The organism is Azospirillum sp. NS33 (genome assembly GCF_059703765.1).
Genome location: NZ_BAAKJB010000024.1, coordinates 1 through 16,587 on the forward strand (window position 1 = coordinate 1; position 16,587 = coordinate 16,587).

Consider the following 16,587-nt stretch of genomic DNA (forward strand, 5'->3'; position numbering starts at 1 on the left):
CGTAGAGGGCGTCGGACTGCTGGTTGCCGTAGAGGGCGTCGTCGCCGAAGTCGCCGAAGATGGTGTCGTCGCCGAGATCGCCGAAGATGGTGTTGGCGTTGCCGTCGCCGGTCATGGCGTCGTTGGCGCCGGTGCCGAACACGGTCTGGCCGACCACCGGCGGGGTGCCGCCGGAGCCGCCGTCGCCGCCACCGCCCGAACCACCGCCCGAACCACCGCCGTCGGAGCCGCCGCCACCGGTGCCACCGTCACCACCGCCGATGGTGTCGCCGCCGCCACCGCTGCCGCCGTCGCCGCCCGTGCCGCCGTCACCGCCGTCGCCACCATCCGTGGTGTCGTTGCCGGGGCCACCGTCGAGGGTGTCGTTGCCGTCACCACCCGACAGGGTGTCGTTGCCGTCACCGCCCGACAGGGTGTCGTTGCCGTCACCACCGGACAGGGTGTCGTTGCCTTCACCGCCCGACAGGGTGTCGTTGCCGTCGCCACCGGACAGGGTGTCGTTGCCGTCACCGCCCGACAGGGTGTCGTTGCCGTCGCCACCCGACAGGGTGTCGTTGCCGTCACCACCGGACAGGGTGTCGTTGCCGTCGCCACCGGACAGGGTGTCGTTGCCGTCACCGCCCGACAGGGTGTCGTTGCCGTCGCCACCCGACAGGGTGTCGGGGCCGCCCGGCGGGACCGTGCCGGCGAAGTAGATGTCGGAGTAGCCGGCGTGGGGGTCGACCACGAACTGGTCGGCGGTGTACTCGCCGTTGATGCGGATGAAGATCTCGGGGCCGGGGATGGTGTCGGTGCCGATCATGATGACGGTGTTGGTCTCGCCGCCCGGCACGGTCGGGGCGTCGGGGTCGACGCCGCTCTGCAGCTTGACCCGCACCTCGCCCATCAGGATGCCCGACGCGTTGCCCTGGACGATCGTGCCGTTCAGCGTGGTGTCGAGGATGCGGATGACGTCGCCACCGTTGCCGAAATCGGTGAGGAAGTCGCTGTGCAGGCTCGTGAAGGTGAGGTCCAGGTTGTAGTTGTGGGACTTCTCGAAGATGAACAAGTCGTTGCCGGGGCCGCCACCGATCTCGTCGTCGCCCTGGCCGCCGAAGATGGTGTCGTTGCCGACCTTGCCGTAGAGCTCGTCGGAGCGGTCGGAGCCGATGATCCAGTCGTCGCCGGCGCCGCCCTCGACATGGGTGAAGTCGATGTTGTTGAGGCTGACGGCGCTCAGGTCGACGGTCTCGGGGGCGTCCGTGCCCATCACGTTGAGGATGTCGCCGTCGTCGATGCCGGCCGCCGTGGTGACCCGGGTGATGTGGGCGAACTGCTCCGGCGTCAGGGTCAGGACGGTGCCGCCGTCGAAGGTGCCGCGGATCTCGCTGACCCCGGTGAGGTCGACGCCGCGCAGGTCGGCGTCGGCGCCGGTGGCGGTGTAGATGGACCCGGCGGCACCGCCGGCGTCGTCGGTGTACGCCACCGTGATGTCGGCGCCCACCTTGCCGCTGAGGTCGCCCACGTCCTCGGCCGTGCCGACGATGCGCAGCACGTCGCCGGCTCCGCCGGTGATGGAGGTCAGCCCGTTGACCTGGTCGGCCGTCAGCTTGACGTCGTGGGCGCCGCCGCCGGTGAGGTCGACCCGCTCCACCGCGGTCAGCGTCATGCCGGCGAAGTTGACGGATTCCGACGTCGCCACCTCGATCGAGTCGGTGCCATCGCCGCCGTCGAAGCTCATGCCGGCGTTGACGTCGTCGGCGTCGGCGACGACGAAGCGGTCATCGCCGGCCTCGCCGTACATGTGGTCGAGCTGGCCGGCCACCCGGTCCTCACCGTTCTGGGTGAAGAATCCGCGGGCGACGCCGTCGGGGTCGCGGATGTCGTAGGCGCTGTAGAAGGAATCGTTGCCGTCGCCACCATACATGGTGTCGGACTCGGCGTCGCCGGCCATGGAGTCGTCGCCGGCCCCGCCGTACAGCACGTCGGACCCGCCGTCGCCCTCGATCAGGTCGTTGCCCGCGCCGCCATAGGCGACGTCGTCGTCGGCCCGGCCGGCGATGTAGTCGTCGCCCGCCTCGCCGTACTGGGTGTCGTTGCCGCCGCCTGCCTCCAGGCTGTCGTCGCCGAGGCCGCCGTACTCCACGTCGTCGCCGTTGTGGGCCCAGACCTGGTCGTTCCCGTCGCCGCCGACGAAGGTGTCGTCCTGGTTGCCCAGCACGAACAGCTCGACGTTGGCGAAGCTGTCGCCCGCGGCCTCGCCGGCGTTGTTGGCCGGGTTCGCGAGGTCGACCACCAGGCTGCCGGTGGTCTGCTCGTAGGAGACGATGTCGAAATTGGCGCCGCCGTCCATGTGGTCGGCGCCGGGGCCGCCGTCGAGGGTGTCGCCGCCGCTGCCGCCGCTCAGCGTGTCGTCGCCGGCGTTGCCGTAGAGGTAGTCGGCGCCGTCGCCGCCCGACAGCAGGTCGTTGCCGCCCAGGCCGCGGATGGTGTCGGCGGTGGCGAGGCCGCGCAGGTGGTCGTCGCCCTCGGTGCCCGACGCGTCGCCGCTCACCGCCTCGCCGCTGGGGTCGGCGATGAACTCCACGGTGACAGCGGCATCGATCTTGGAGACGTCGACGTCGGCAGCGGTGCCGATGATCCGCACGACGTCGCCGGCCGCACCGGTGACGGTGTCGAGGCCGTTGATCTGGGCCGCGGTGACGGTCACCTGATGGGTGCCGCCACCGGTCAGCTCGACCCGCTCGACATTGGCGAGGGTCATGCCGTTGAAGTCGACGGCTTCGGCCGTCCGCACCTCCACGGTGTCGGTGTCGGCGCCGCCATCGAAGGTCATCGCGGCGTTGACGTCGTCGGCGTCGACCACCACGAAGCGGTCGTTGCCGGCATCGCCGAACATCTGGTCGGCCTGGCCGGCGGCACGGGAGCCGGTCACCCCGTCGGAGATGTCGTAGGCGTTGTAGAAGGTGTCGTCGCCGCTGCCGCCATAGAGCGTGTCGGCCAGCTCGTCGCCGGCCAGCACGTCGTTGCCGGCGTCGCCGTAGAGCACGTCGGCGCCGCCATCGCCCTCGATGGTGTCGTCGCCCTCGCCGCCATAGGCCAGGTCGTTGTCGGCGCGGCCGGCGATGAAGTCGTTGCCGGCCTCGCCGTAGATCGTGTCGTTGCCGCCGCCAGCCTCGAGCTGGTCGTCGCCGCCGCCGCCATACTCCAGGTCGTCGCCGCCATGGGCCCACACGCGGTCGACGCCCTCGCCGCCGCGGAAGGTGTCGTTGTGGGCGCCCAGCACGTAGTAGCCGATGTTGGCGAAGGTATCGCCGGCGCCGTCGCCGACGCCGTTGGCGGGGTTGGTCAGGTCGATGCCCACCGGGCCGCTCGCCGTGTCGTAGACCGCGAAGTTGGTGCCGCTGCCGCCGTCCATGTGGTCGGCCCCGGCGCCGCCTTCCAGCGTGTCACGCCCGGCACCGCCCAGCAGGGTGTCGTCACCGCCGTTGCCGAACAGCACATCGTTGCCGCCGGCGCCGATGAGGGAATCATTGCCGTCCAGGCCCGACACCGTGTCGGCCGCGTCGTCGCTGGTCAGGGTGTCGTCGCCATCCGACGGGGTGCCGGTGACGGCCAGCAGGTGCGGCCAGGCCTCATGGCCATGGAAGGGACCGGCGCTGCGGACGGGCGCGCTGGTGACGTCGAGCGCCCAGCTGCCGCCCTGCGCGCCGTCGCCCACCGGGTGGGACGCCGCGGCCACGCGGGCGCCGGTCGCCGCGGCGAGCCGCGCCACGAAGCGCTGGCCGACGGCACCGGCGCCGACGTCGCAGGCGTGGATCAGGATCTCGGTGCCCGGGGCCTCGGCCCAGGCGCGGTCCGCCAGGCTGTCGGCGGTCAGCGGGTGGGACCCCAGGCGCAGCTCACCCGGCGCGCCATGGGCCACGAGATGGATCGCCGCCGGTCGTTCCGCCAGGACGCTCGCCAACACCGGGTGCGCGTCCGCCCCGTCGGGAACGAGGATGACGCGCAGCGTCGTGGAGCGGTGCTCCAGCAGGTCGGCGAGATCGCGAAGGCCGGCAGCCGCGATGAGAACGTCTTGCACCGTGTGTCCCTTTCTCGGTTATCGGAGGCCCGCCGCGTGCGACACTGGCGGCTGGTCCGGGACATCGGTGTTGAAAAGCCATCCTATAAGCTGTCAAATTTGCCAGTATCGATAGAGACGATCCGCTGCACTCACGGTGTTACGCCCCTCATCAATCGGACATCATCTGGGGCGCCCAAAGTCGTCGAGGCGCACCACCGGCAGGTGGGATTTCCCCGTTGGCCGCATTCCGGACTTGTTCGGCCTCGAACGGGGTATCCAGACGAGGATCAACTTCGATTCCGGGCAACAGGAAGGGGTGGTCGAGCGACGGGAAGGGGGCTCCCCGGATGGCGACCCGCCCATCCCTCTTGCACTGAGATGCATCAAGATATATCTTGATTGGATCGTTGTGCCGGAACACCGCCCATGCGCTCAGCCCCCCACCCTCGCGACGCCGCGCGCCGTCCGCATCATGATGACGGGCCGTCCCGCGGCGACGGCACGCCGCGGGACGGCCGGGGCGGACGCCGGCGGCGGCTCGACGCGTCCGAACTCCGGCTCGTGCTGCTCAAGCTGGTGGCGGACCAGCCGCGCCACGGCTACGACCTGATCCGCGCCGTCGAGGAGATGACGGGAGGCGCCTATGCACCGAGTCCCGGCGTCGTCTACCCCACCTTGACGATGCTGGAGGAGATGAACCACATCGAACGCGCCCGGTCGGAGGGCACCCGCAAGGCGTTCACGGCAACCCCGGAGGGGCGGGCCGTCCTCGCCGACGCGGCGGCGACGGTCGCCGCGGTGTTGGCCCGCCTCGCCCGCCTCGCCGCGCGCCAGGGCCGAACCGACGGTGCCCCGATCCGGCGCGCCATGGACAACCTGCGCACCGCGCTGATGGACCGGCTCGGCCAGGACGAGGTGGGCGCCGGGACGATGCTCGCCGCGGCCGCGATCCTGGACGAGGCCACCCAGCGCATCGAGCGCCTGCCCTGGCCGTCCCGGTCGCCGCCCGCCGGACCCCCATCACCGACCGCACCCCACCCATCCCCTGTGGAGACCATGATGACCCACCGCAGCGCGGCGCACGTGCCGACCGCCAACGCGAGCCGCTATCTTCAGCAACTCTGCAAGCATTGGAGCCACACGCTCCTGGTCGATTTCACGCCCGACAAAGGCAGCGTCGTGTTCCCGCGCAACGCCCGCGGCGCCGACTGGCCGGGCGACGCCACGCTGCTGCTGGCGGCCCATGACGGCCACCTCGCCTGCCGGCTGGAGGCCAGCACCGGCGAGCAGCTCGCCGCCCTTCAGGGGGTGGTGGCGAGCCACCTCGACCGCTTCGCCTTCCGCGAAGCGCCCCTCCAGGTCGACTGGCAGGCGGCGTAGCCGCGGCGGCCCGGTCAGGCGGGGCCCGCGAAGCGCCAGGCCAGGGTCTCGCCGCTGCGGAACGGCAGGATGCCGTCGCCGTCCGCCACCAGCACGGCGTCGGGCACCGTGGCCGCCCGGCGCTCCAGGACCACCCGGTCCGCGTTGACCGGCAGACCGTAGAAGCGGGGGCCGTTCAGGCTGGCGAACGCCTCCAGCCGGTCCAGCGCGCCGGCGGCCTCGAAGGCTTCGGCGTAGAGCTCCAGCGCCGTCGCGGCGGTGAAGCAGCCGGCGCAGCCGCACGCCGATTCCTTCGCGGCGATGGTGTGCGGGGCGGTGTCGGTGCCCAGGAAGAACGGCCCCTCGCCGGAGGTGGCGGCCTCCAACAGGGCGCGCCGGTGCACCTCGCGCTTGGCGATGGGCAGGCAGTAGAGGTGCGGCCGGATGCCGCCGACGAACAGGTCGCTGCGGTTGATCAGCAGGTGCTGCGGCGTGATCGTCGCGCCGACGCGGCCGGTGGCGGCGTGGTCGCGCACGAACGCCACGGCCTCGCGGGTCGTGGCGTGCTCCAGCACCACCTTGAGGCGGGGGAACCGCGCCACCAGCGGGGCCAGCACGCGGTCCAGGAACACCGCCTCGCGGTCGAAGACGTCGACGTCGCCGTCGGTCACCTCGCCGTGCACCAGCAGCGGCAGGCCGACCGCCTCCATCCGCTCCAGGACGCCGTGGATGCGGGCGACGTCGCTGACGCCGTGGGCGCTGTTGGTGGTGGCGTTGGCGGGGTAGAGCTTGGCCGCGGTGAAGACGCCGTCGCGGGCTCCCCGCGCCAGGTCGTCGGGATCGGTGGTGTCGGTGAGGTAGGCGGTCATCAGCGGGGTGAAGGCGGCGCCCGGCGGCAACGCCCCCAGGATTCGCGCGCGGTACGCGGCCGCCTGGCCGGCGGTGGTCACCGGCGGCTTCAGGTTGGGCATGATGATGGCCCGGGCGAACTGGCGCACCGTGAAGGGCAGCACCGCCGCCAACGTGGCGCCGTCGCGCAGGTGGACGTGCCAGTCGTCGGGGCGGCGCAGGATCAGGCGGTCGGCGGTCATGGGCGGGCACCGGGTTGGATCGGGGGCTGGGCGGTGTTTTAACCGGCGTGACGGGGCCGGTGAAAGGGGATAGAAGGGGGGCCTTCCCGCCGTCCGTCCGCAACCGACCTGCATCGAGCCGCCATGAGCCTCGTCACCCCCCGCACCCCGCCCGGAACGATGGAACTCCTGCCGCGCCGCCAGGTGGCGTTCCAGCGCATGCTGGACACCATCCGCCGCGGCTACGAGCGCTTCGGCTTCGTGCCCGTCGAGACCCCGGTGTTCGAGACGGTCGACACCCTGCTCACCAAGTCCGGCGGCGAGACGGAGAAGCAGGTCTATTTCGTGCAATCCACCGGGGCCATCCAGCAGGGCCACAAGCCCGAGATGGCGCTGCGCTTCGACCTCACGGTGCCGCTGGCCCGCTATGTGGCGGAGCACGAGCGCGACCTCGCCTTCCCCTTCCGCCGCTACCAGATCCAGCGCGTCTACCGCGGCGAGCGCGCCCAGCGCGGCCGCTTCCGCGAGTTCTACCAGTGCGATATTGATGTCATCGGCAAGGACAGCTTGTCTTTGCACTACGACGCCGAGATTCCGGCGGTGATCCACCACGTCTTCAAGGAACTGGACTTCGGCGGCTTCACCATCAACATCAACAACCGCAAGGTCCTGCTGGGGCTGCTCGACGGGCTCGGGATCGCCGAGGCGGAGCGGCGGGTGCTGGTGCTGCGCGAGATCGACAAGCTGGACAAGGTGGGCCGCGACGCGGTGCATGCCAGCCTGACCGGGGAGGCGCTGAACGTTCCGGCGGCGGCCGCCGACCGCATCCTGTCGCTGATCGCCGAGACCGCGTCCAACGCCGACACCCTGGACGCCCTGCGCGGCCTGGGCATCGACAACCCGACCTTCATCCAGGGGGTGGAGGAGCTGGGGACGGTGGTCGCCGGACTCGCCGCCTTCGAGGTGCCCGACGACGCGGTGCGCGTCAACCTGGCGATCGCCCGCGGCCTCGACTACTACACCGGCACCGTCTACGAGACCTTCCTCGACGCCCACAAGGGGATCGGCTCGGTCTGCTCGGGCGGGCGCTACGAGAACCTGGCCAGCCACTACACCAAGTCCAAGCTGCCCGGCGTCGGCATCTCGATCGGCGCCACACGCCTGTTCTACCAGCTCATGGAGGCCGGCCTGATCGCCGAGGGCGGCGCCACCGCCCAGGTGCTGGTGACCCAGATGGACCCCGCCCTGCGCGACGACTACTTCCGCCTCGCCGCGCGCCTGCGCGCCGCCGGGCTCAACACCGAGATCCAGCTCGAGGGTGGCAAGATCGCCCGGCAGATGAAGTACGCCGACAAGGCCGGCATTCCCGTGGTCGTGCTGATGGGCGGCGACGAGCGGGCGCGCGGCACCGCCACCGTCAAGCACCTGGCCCGGGGCCAGCAGGTCGAGGTCGCCCAGGACAGCCTGGCGGAAACCATCGGGGCCATGCTGGCGGACGACTGATCCGCCGCCGGACGCTCAGCCCCCGGCGGCGGCGGGGCTGCCCTCCAGCACGCGGTCGGCCGGCAGGGTGATGGTGACGCAGGTGCCGACCCCGAGCCGGCTCTCGATGGCCAGCGTTCCGCCGTGCGCCTCGACCAGGCGCTTGGCGAGCGGCAGGCCGAGGCCGGTCCCCTGGCTGAGGCGCCAGCGCCCGCTGTCGACCTGGCCGAACGGCTCCAGCGCCTTGGGGATGTCCTCGGGGGCGATGCCGACGCCGGTGTCCTCGACCGTCAGGGCGATGGCGCCGTCGCCCTGACGGCGCGCCCGCACCACGGCGCGGCCTCCCGCCGGCGTGAACTTCACCGCATTGGCGATCAGGTTCATCAGGATCTGCCGCAACCGGATGTCGTCGGCGTGCAGGAGCGGCAGGTCGTCCGGAAGGTCGGTTTCGAGCGCCACCTCGGCCTGGCGGGCGGCGGGGTGGAGAATGCGCTGGCAGGCGACCACCGCGGCGGCGAGGTCGACCCGGACCTCGTTGAGGACGATCCGGTCGGCCTCCGCCCGCGCCATGTCGAGGACGTCGTTGATGACCCGCAGCAGATGCCGGCCGGCGTCGTTCACGTCCGAGGCGAAGTCGCGGTAGCGGTCGTCCAGCGGCGCCACCTCGGCGTCGCGGATCATCTGCGAGAAACCGATGATGGAGTTGAGCGGCGTGCGCAGCTCGTGGCTCATGGTGGTCAGGAACTCGGACTTCGCCCGGCTGGCCCGCAGCGCGTCGTCGCGCGCCGCTTCCGCCGTGGCGACCATCTGCTCCAGCCGGTCCAGCATCCGGTTGAACTCGGCCCCCAGCACCGCCACTTCGCCGCTGCCTCCCGCCTCCGTCACCCGACGCGACAGGTCCGCCGCGGAGGTCACCGCCAGCACCCCCTCGGTCAGCCGGCCGACCGGCCGGAGCACCAGGCCGCGCAGCAGGACCCACATCAGGACCTTCACGGCGATGCCGACCGCCAGCAGGGACAGGACGCCGATCCAGACGCTGCGCGCCCCCAGCGCCGAGATGCTGCGGGGCGTCATCGCCTCCGCCGCCAGCAGCGGCCGGCCCCGCAGGTCGGCGACGACCCGCCGGGCCGTGATGGTGTCGGCGCCCACCGACACCGCGTCGGCCGGAGCGGCAGCGGGCGGCACCGGCCGCAGGTCGACGCGCTGGCGCAGGCGATCGGCGAGCCCGCCGACCATCGCCTCATCGATCAGCCGGCCGAACACCACCGTCCCGCGCGCCGGCCCGTCGCCGGCCGAGGTGACGATCGGCCGCGCCCCGACCAGCATCGGACCGGCGTCGGTGGCGACCAGCCCGTCCACCTCCCCGGTCCCGCCGTCGTCCCCCCGCAACGCCGCCGGCGCGGTGTCGCCCCCGTCCAACCGGGGCAGGGCGATCGGTTCCGCCGTCGCCGGATCGATCGCACGCCCCCACACCAGACGGCCGCCGGCATCGAAGAAGTACATCGCCGTCAGGCCGAGATTCTGCAGGGCTGCCGGGGTGAGATCCGCGGCGTAGCCGTCGTTGGCGTCGACGATGAAGCGGTAGGTCTCGTCCCACGCCGCGTAGTCGGCGGCGGCGCGACCCAGCGCCTCCGCCTCGCCGTCCACGGCACCCACCAGCCGTGTCACGGCGCGAGTCGCCTCCTCCAGCTCCAGCCGCTGATAGCCTGGCAACACCGCCTCGCGCAGCACCAGAATGTTGATGGCCAGCATGAAGGTGAACAGCGCCACGATCGCTAGCAGGATGCGCGCTTGCAGGGACACCGACACTTCCTCCGGTACTGGCCGATGGCCACCTCAGATGAAAAATACATGAAGGGGCCACGTTAACAAGTCCTGTCTTTATACAAACGAGTTCATATTGATTTGCGACTATGCATTTATCCCTTTGGCAAAGTATCTCCGGCGAAAACAACGCACGCAAAGCAAATAAGTCGAAAACTGGCAATGAAATCCTCACCATGGGATCGGCCGTCGCCGCGGCCGCGTTACCCCCGCAACCACAGCGCGACAGCGTTGCGTCACGGCAACGCCGTGTGACAATCGCAGCGGCGGGCGCCCGGATCGGGGGATTTCACCGCGAACCCCGCCCAGGATATACCCGCCATTTACCAACACCGCCGTACGGTGAGCGTCGTGCCCCAGTGTTTCCCGCGCTTCGCGGTCGGCACAGGGCGGGGTGCTTAACCATTCTCGCGAGCGAAGTGGACGGTCCATGGCCCGATCGGTGTGGCGCAGCGTGGTGGCGGGGGTCAGCGCGGTGGCGGTCCTGGCCGGGGCCTGCGCCCTTGCGGTCGAGGAGGCCCGCACGTCGCGGTTGCAGGCGCGCGTGCTGTCGGCCTATGCGGGCGACCTCACCTTCGCGCTGCGCGAGGGGCCGAACCCCGCGTCCCGCCACCCGGCCGAAGGCCCCTACGACGTCCGCCTCGGCTACGTCGCCCTGCCCGACCGCCTGCGCGCCCTGCGCGCCGATGGCTACACCATCGAGATGCAGGCGGTCGCCTCGCCGCGGCTCGACGGGCTGATGGCGGCGACCGGGACCGCGATCTACCGCGAGAAGACCCGGGCCGGGCTGACCCTGCTGGACCGCGGCGGCGCGACCCTCCACGCCGCCCGCTTCCCGGAGCGGGTGTTCGAGCGCTTCGAGGACGTGCCGGCCCTGGTGGCCGACACCCTGCTGTTCATCGAGAACCGCGAGTTGCTGGACCCATCCCAGCCACGGCGCAACCCGGCGGTGGAATGGGACCGCTTCGCCGGCGCCGTGCTGACCCTGCCGCTCAAGTACATCCATCCCGGCACGCGGGTGGCCGGCGGCTCAACCCTGGCCACCCAGATCGAGAAGTACCGCCACTCGCCCGACGGCCAGACCGAAGGGCCGCTGGAGAAGCTGCGGCAGATGACGGCCGCCAGCGTGCGCGCCTACCTCGACGGCGAGGACACCGGCGCGGCGCGGCGGCGCATCGTCGTCGACTACCTCAACTCCACGCCGTTGTCGGCCCGCCCCGGCTTCGGCGAGGTCAACGGCCTGGGCGACGGGCTGTGGGCGTGGTTCGGCACCGATCTGGCCACGGCCATGGCGGTGCTGCGGCAGCCCGCGGGGGACAAGCGGACGCTGCGTCTGAAGGCGCTGGCCTACAAGCAGGTCCTGGCGCTGATCCTGGCCCAGCGCCGGCCGTCCTTCTACCTGGCCGCCGGCCGCGACGCCCTGGAGGCGCTGGCCGACCGTCACCTCCGCCTGCTCGCCGCCCAAGGGGTGATCGACCCGGCGCTGGCCGACGCCGCGCTGGCCACCACCCTGGCCTTCCGCGCGGAACCGCCGCCGCCGCCCGCCACGTCCTTCGTCGAGCAGAAGGCGCCCAACGCCATCCGCGCCCGCCTCCTGTCCATGCTGGGGGTGCCCAGCCTCTACGAGCTCGACCGCACCGACCTCACGGTGGAAGCGACGCTCGACGCGCCGACCCAGCAGCGGGTGGTCGACGTGCTGGCGCGCCTCGGCGATCCCGCCTTCGCCCGCGCCATGGGACTGACCGGCGAGCGGCTGCTGGACACGCGGGGCAACGACCTCGCCCGGATCGTCTACAGCTTCACCCTCTACGAGCGCGGCGCCGAAGCCAACTACCTGCGCGTCCAGGCCGACAACCTGGACCAGCCCCTGGACATCAACGAGGGCGCCAAGCTCGATCTCGGGTCGACGGCCAAGCTGCGCACCCTGGTCACCTACCTGCAGATCGTCGCCGAGCTGCACGCCCGCTACGCCCATCTGCCGCGCGACTTCCTGACCGACGTCGAGCGCGAAGCCTCCGACCCCCTGACGCGCTGGGCGGCGGGCTGGCTGCGCGGCACCGCCGAACGCGGCCTGCCCGCCCTGCTGGACGCGGCCATGGCGCGGCGCTATTCGGCGAGCCCCGGCGAGGCGTTCTTCACCGGCGGCGGCGTGCACCACTTCGTCAATTTCGACAGCCGCCACAACGGAAGCGTCCTCAGCGTGGCGGAGGCGCTGCGCCACTCGATCAACCTGCCCTTCATCCGCATCATGCGCGACGTCGTGCAGTTCTACATGGCCGAGGGCGGCGAGGACACGGCGGCGATCCTCCACGACCCCGAGCATCCCGCCCGCCAGGCCTATCTCGCCCGCTTCGCCGACAAGGAGGGGTCGGAGTTCCTGAACCGCTTCTACACCCTCTACCGCGGCCACTCGCCCGACGAGATGCTGGCCCTGCTGGCCAGCCGCTCGCGCCCGGCGCCGTACCGCATGGCCGTGGTCTACCGCACCGCCCGGCCCGACGCCGGGATGGACGACTTCGCCGCCTTCCTGCGCCGGCGCCTGCCCGACGCCCGCCTGGGCGAGCGCGACATCGCGGCGCTCTACGGGAAATACGCCCCCGGCTCTTTCCCGCTCAACGACCTCGGCTATCTCGCCCGGGTGCATCCCCTGGAACTGTGGCTGGTCGGCCACCTCACCCGCAACCCCGGCGCCACCCGCGCCGAGGTGCTGAAGGCCAGCGCCGCGGAACGCCAGGAGAGCTACCGCTGGCTGTTCCGCAAGGGGCTGAAGGCGCAGAACAGCCGCATCCGCGTCGGCCTGGAGGAGGAGGCCTTCCAACGCATCACCGCGGCGTGGCGGCGCCTGGGCTATCCCTTCGAGACCCTGGTGCCGTCGCTGGCCACCGCCATCGGCAGCTCGGCGGACCGGCCGGCAGCCCTGGCGGAGCTGATGGGGATCGTGCTCAACGACGGCGTCCGCCAGCCCACCGTGCGGGTGCGCAAGCTGCACTTCGCCGCCGGGACGCCCTACGAGACGGTGGTCGGGCTGGGTCCCCTGGCCGGCGAGCGGGTGCTGAACGCCGAGGTCTGCCGCACCGTGCGCAAGGCGCTGGAGGACGTGGCGCGCAACGGCACCGCCAAGCGGGTGTGGGGCGCCTTCACCGACACCGCCGGGCACGTCATTCCCGTCGGCGGCAAGACCGGCACCGGCGACCACCGCCTGGACCGCTACGGCCCCGGCGGCCGCCTCATCGAATCGCGCGCCGTGGCACGGACCGCCACCTTCGTCTTCCACATCGGCGACCGATTCTTCGGCACCATGACGGCGTTCGTGTCGGGGGAGGAGGCCGACGCCTACCGCTTCACCAGCGCCCTGCCCGCCCAGCTCCTCAAGGGGCTGGCGCCGGCGCTGGGTCCGCTGATCGACCCCACCAGCGCCGCCACCGCCGACGCCGCACGCCCCCAGACCGAACTGTAGGCGCGGCGCCGGCGGCGACCGGCGGGATCAGTGGCGGAAATGGCGCATCCCGGTGAACACCATGGCCAGGCCTTTGTCGTCGGCGGCCGCGATCACCTCGTTGTCGCGGATCGAGCCACCGGGCTGGATCACCGCGGTGACGCCGGCCTCGGCCGCCGCCAGCAGGCCGTCGGCGAAGGGGAAGAAGGCATCCGACGCCACCACCGAGCCGCGGGTCAGCGGCTCCGCCAGGCCGGCCGCGGTGGCCGCCTCGGCCGCCTTGATGGCGGCGATGCGGGCGCTGTCGACCCGGCTCATCTGCCCGGCACCGATGCCCGCGGTGGCGCCGTCCTTGGCGTAGACGATGGCGTTGGACTTCACGTGCTTGGCCACGCGGAAGGCGAACAGCAGGTCCGCCAGCTCCCGCGCGTCGGGCGCGCGCTTCGTCACCACCGTGAGGTCGGCCGCCGCGACCCGGCCGGAGTCGCGGTCCTGCAGCAGGAAGCCGCCGGACAGCTGCTTGACCATCACCCCGGGCTCCGCCGGGTCCGGCATGTCCTTGGTCAGCAGCACCCGCAGGTTCTTCTTGGCGGCCAGCACGGCGCGCGCCGCGTCGTCGGCGTCCGGGGCGATCACCACCTCGGCGAACAGCTTGGCCACCTCGGCCGCGGTGTCCGCGTCGAGCGGCCGGTTGAGCGCGATGATGCCGCCGAACGCGCTGACCGGGTCGCACAGCAGGGCGCGGCGGTAGGCGTCCACCAGGCTGTCGCCCTCGGCCACGCCGCAGGGGTTGGCGTGCTTGATGATGGCCACCGCCGGGCGCTCGAACTCGGCGACCAGCTCGAAGGCGGCGTCCGTGTCGTTCAGGTTGTTGTAGGACAGCTCCTTGCCTTGCAGCTGGATCGCCGTCGCCACCCCCGGGCGCGCCGTGCCGGCAACGTAGAAGGCCGCCTGCTGGTGCGGGTTCTCGCCGTAGCGCAGGGTCTGCGCCAGCCGGCCGGACAGGGTGTGGCGCGGCGGGAACGCCTCGCCCAGCTGGCCGGCCATCCAGTGGGCGATCGCGGCGTCGTAGGCCGCGGTGCGGGCGTAGGCGCGCTGCGCCAGGGTCTTGCGCAGCGCCAGCGTGGTGCCGCCGTCGGTGCGCTCCAGCTCGGCCAGAACCGCCTCGTAGTCGCCGGGGTCGGTGACCACGGCGACGAAGTCATGGTTCTTGGCGGCGGCGCGGATCATCGCCGGGCCGCCGATGTCGACGTTCTCCACGCAGTCGTCGTAGGAGGCCCCCTTCGCGACCGTCGCCTCGAAGGGATAAAGGTTCACCACCACCAGGTCGATGCCGGGGATGTCATGGGCCGCCATGGCCTCGGCGTGGTCGTCGCGGCGCGCCAGGATGCCGCCGTGGATGCGCGGGTGCAGCGTCTTCACCCGGCCGTCCATGATCTCCGGAAAGCCGGTGTGGGCCGCGACCTCGGTCACCGCGACCCCGGCCTCGGCCAGGCGCTGGGCGGAGCCGCCGGTGGACAGGATCTCCACGCCGCGCGCGGCCAGGGCCTGGCCGAGGGCCACCAGCCCGGTCTTGTCGGAAACGGAGATGAGGGCGCGGGCGATCCGGACGGTGCCGGCGGCGGACGAGGCGGTCATGGCGGAGCAATCCTGGCTGGGGCGGACCCGGTCCACCCCAAGCGGAGGGGGCCCGCGGTTGCCGCGGGGTTTACCCCCCCTTGCGTTCGCGGCGCAAGGCCCATTTGACGGTGGCACCCCGTGCGTCGGCCTGGCCGGTGATGGTGACCTGGGTGGCGCGCTGCGGCTCGTCGCCGCCGCCGAGGTAGACGCTCTCCGCGATCTCCAGAACGCCGCCGGTGGCGCGCAGCCGCCAGCCGGTGCCGCTGGGCAGGCGCAGCAGCACCGCGGCGCCGTCCGCCGTCGCCTCGACCGCCACGCCGGGGTGGAGGTGGAAGCGGGCGACGAAGGGCTGCGGCGCGGGGTTGGCGCCCAGCACCGGCTCCAGCGTGTCCTCGCCGCGCAGGTCCTCGCCGTTCTCGGCCAGATAGACGCGCCGGCGGTGCAGGTAGCCGAAGCCGCGGGCGTAACCGTTGTGGGTGGCCACCACCAGCACCGCGCCGTCCGCCTCCTGGCGCTCGCAGCCGACGTGGCCGGGCCGCCGGCCGAGGCCGCCGGCCTCCTCCACCTCGGCGGAGTTGGTCTCGCCCAAGGTCACCGTGGAGTGGGCGGCGGTGGCGGCGAGCGCCGCCCGCCACGGCCCGGCCTGGGCGGGGTGGCTGCCGCAATTGACGATCAGCCGTTCCTTGCCCACCGACACCTCCAGCGCCAGCGTGCCGGCGTGGGCGTGATCGTCGAGCCCGGGCGGTGCCGGCGCTCCGGTGTCCATCAGCACCAGCGTGCGGCCGGCGATCAGCCGCTCGAACCCGGTGTGCGGCGCGCTCTTCAACGGCCGGCCGCGGGCGTCCGCCTGGGCCAGCACGGTGTCGACCAGCGCCGCATCCTCTTCCCGGCTGCCGTTGAACAGGGCCAGCCCGCCGTCGCCATGACGGAAGAAGCGCAGGGCCGGCGTCATCCGGTCGATGGCGTGCTGCAGGGCGTCGGGGGTGTCGGCACGGGCGGCGCGCAGCACGGCGCGCAGGTCGACCAGGTCGCGCAGCACCTGGAGCTGCAGCGTCGGGCTGCGCTCCACATGGCCGCCGTCGGGCAGGATCTGGCGCGGCAGCTCGCGCTCCATCAGGCGCAGCGCCTCGCCGCCCAGCTTCTCGTGGCCGGGCAGGCACAGGCCGCCATAGGCCAGGCCCTTCAGGGCGCCGATCAGCGGGGCGCCGTCCAGCGGTCCGGGGACCACCCGGGCGAGGTGGCGGGTCTGGCGCGCCAGGCTGTCGAAGACGCGGGCCCGGAACTCGTCGTCGGCGCTGGCGCAGTAGAAGTCGTGCAGCCCGATCCAGTTGGCGATGCGCGCCGCCAGCACCGACGGGGCCCAGGTCTGGGCGTTCCACGAGCCGTTGTGGTCGAGCCACGAGGTGACCAGGGCGCGCGCCCGGCGCCGCGCCGCGTCGCCGCCGACGGCCCGCAGGTCGCGCATCCACTCGAACCCGTTCAGCGCCGCGATCCAGCGCGCCGCCGCCCCGGCGGGCTGCCAGTCCGGCTCGCCCGCCGGGGCGGTGGCCACGCTGTGGCCGGCGAAGCGGAAGACGCCCGCCAGGACCGCGGCGCCATCCTCGGCCCGGCCCGGCCAGGGATCGGACGGCACCACCGCCAGCGCGGTGGGCGCCCGCCCGCCCAGCATGAGCTGGTAGATCGGGTTGCCGTAAGCGATCTGGGCGACGCCATCGCGCAGCCGGCCGAAGGTGTCGCGCCCCGACGACATG

The 16,587-nt window shown here is 72.3% G+C and carries 8 protein-coding genes; 3 read left to right on the plus strand and 5 right to left on the minus strand.

All coding sequences use genetic code 11. The features are described from left to right. Positions 1 to 4,063, minus strand: a 4,063-nt coding sequence (locus tag AC6H2I_RS20125) for a DUF4347 domain-containing protein (protein ID WP_497502484.1), incomplete at its 3' end; no start/stop codon positions are given. 543 nt (positions 4,064 to 4,606) lie between these two features. Here AC6H2I_RS20125 and AC6H2I_RS20130 point away from each other — a divergent pair. Next, positions 4,607 to 5,425 carry a DUF2218 domain-containing protein gene (locus AC6H2I_RS20130; RefSeq protein WP_497502485.1) on the plus strand — a complete coding sequence of 273 codons (819 nt, stop codon included), beginning with the start codon at positions 4,607 to 4,609 and terminating at the stop codon, positions 5,423 to 5,425. 14 nt (positions 5,426 to 5,439) lie between these two features. Here the strand turns inward: AC6H2I_RS20130 and pyrC are convergent, their stop codons facing one another. After that, complete coding sequence (gene pyrC, locus AC6H2I_RS20135; protein ID WP_497502486.1) at positions 5,440 to 6,495, minus strand: dihydroorotase; 1,056 nt, start codon at positions 6,493 to 6,495, stop codon at positions 5,440 to 5,442. A gap of 123 nt (positions 6,496 to 6,618) precedes the next feature. Here pyrC and hisS point away from each other — a divergent pair, with 123 nt between their 5' ends. Beyond that, the gene (gene hisS / locus AC6H2I_RS20140) at positions 6,619 to 7,977 is read left to right on the plus strand and encodes a histidine--tRNA ligase (protein ID WP_497502487.1); all 1,359 of its coding nucleotides are present in this window, start codon (positions 6,619 to 6,621) and stop codon (positions 7,975 to 7,977) included. 15 nt (positions 7,978 to 7,992) lie between these two features. Here the strand turns inward: hisS and AC6H2I_RS20145 are convergent, their stop codons facing one another. Continuing rightward, positions 7,993 to 9,759, minus strand: a complete 1,767-nt coding sequence (locus AC6H2I_RS20145) for a sensor histidine kinase (RefSeq protein WP_497502488.1) — start codon at positions 9,757 to 9,759, stop codon at positions 7,993 to 7,995. Positions 9,760 to 10,210: 451 nt separating this feature from the next. Here AC6H2I_RS20145 and AC6H2I_RS20150 point away from each other — a divergent pair, with 451 nt between their 5' ends. Next, positions 10,211 to 13,237: a transglycosylase domain-containing protein gene (locus AC6H2I_RS20150; protein ID WP_497502489.1), complete on the plus strand. Its 3,027-nt coding sequence runs from the start codon at positions 10,211 to 10,213 to the stop codon at positions 13,235 to 13,237. A gap of 27 nt (positions 13,238 to 13,264) precedes the next feature. Here AC6H2I_RS20150 and purH read toward each other — a convergent pair whose 3' ends face one another. Continuing rightward, on the minus strand, positions 13,265 to 14,854 hold the full coding sequence (purH, locus tag AC6H2I_RS20155) for a bifunctional phosphoribosylaminoimidazolecarboxamide formyltransferase/IMP cyclohydrolase (RefSeq protein ID WP_497502490.1): 1,590 nt from the start codon (positions 14,852 to 14,854) through the stop codon (positions 13,265 to 13,267). A gap of 70 nt (positions 14,855 to 14,924) precedes the next feature. Beyond that, positions 14,925 to 16,586: a heparinase II/III family protein gene (locus AC6H2I_RS20160; protein ID WP_497502491.1), complete on the minus strand. Its 1,662-nt coding sequence runs from the start codon at positions 16,584 to 16,586 to the stop codon at positions 14,925 to 14,927. Position 16,587: the final 1 nt, after the last annotated feature.

Coding starts and splice junctions, on each gene's coding strand:
- AC6H2I_RS20160 (WP_497502491.1), bottom strand. CDS start 16,586: ATGTCGTCGGGGCGCGACACCTTCGGCCGGCTGCGCGATGGCGTCGCC.
- pyrC (WP_497502486.1), bottom strand. CDS start 6,495: ATGACCGCCGACCGCCTGATCCTGCGCCGCCCCGACGACTGGCACGTC.
- hisS (WP_497502487.1), top strand. CDS start 6,619: ATGAGCCTCGTCACCCCCCGCACCCCGCCCGGAACGATGGAACTCCTG.
- AC6H2I_RS20150 (WP_497502489.1), top strand. CDS start 10,211: ATGGCCCGATCGGTGTGGCGCAGCGTGGTGGCGGGGGTCAGCGCGGTG.
- purH (WP_497502490.1), bottom strand. CDS start 14,854: ATGACCGCCTCGTCCGCCGCCGGCACCGTCCGGATCGCCCGCGCCCTC.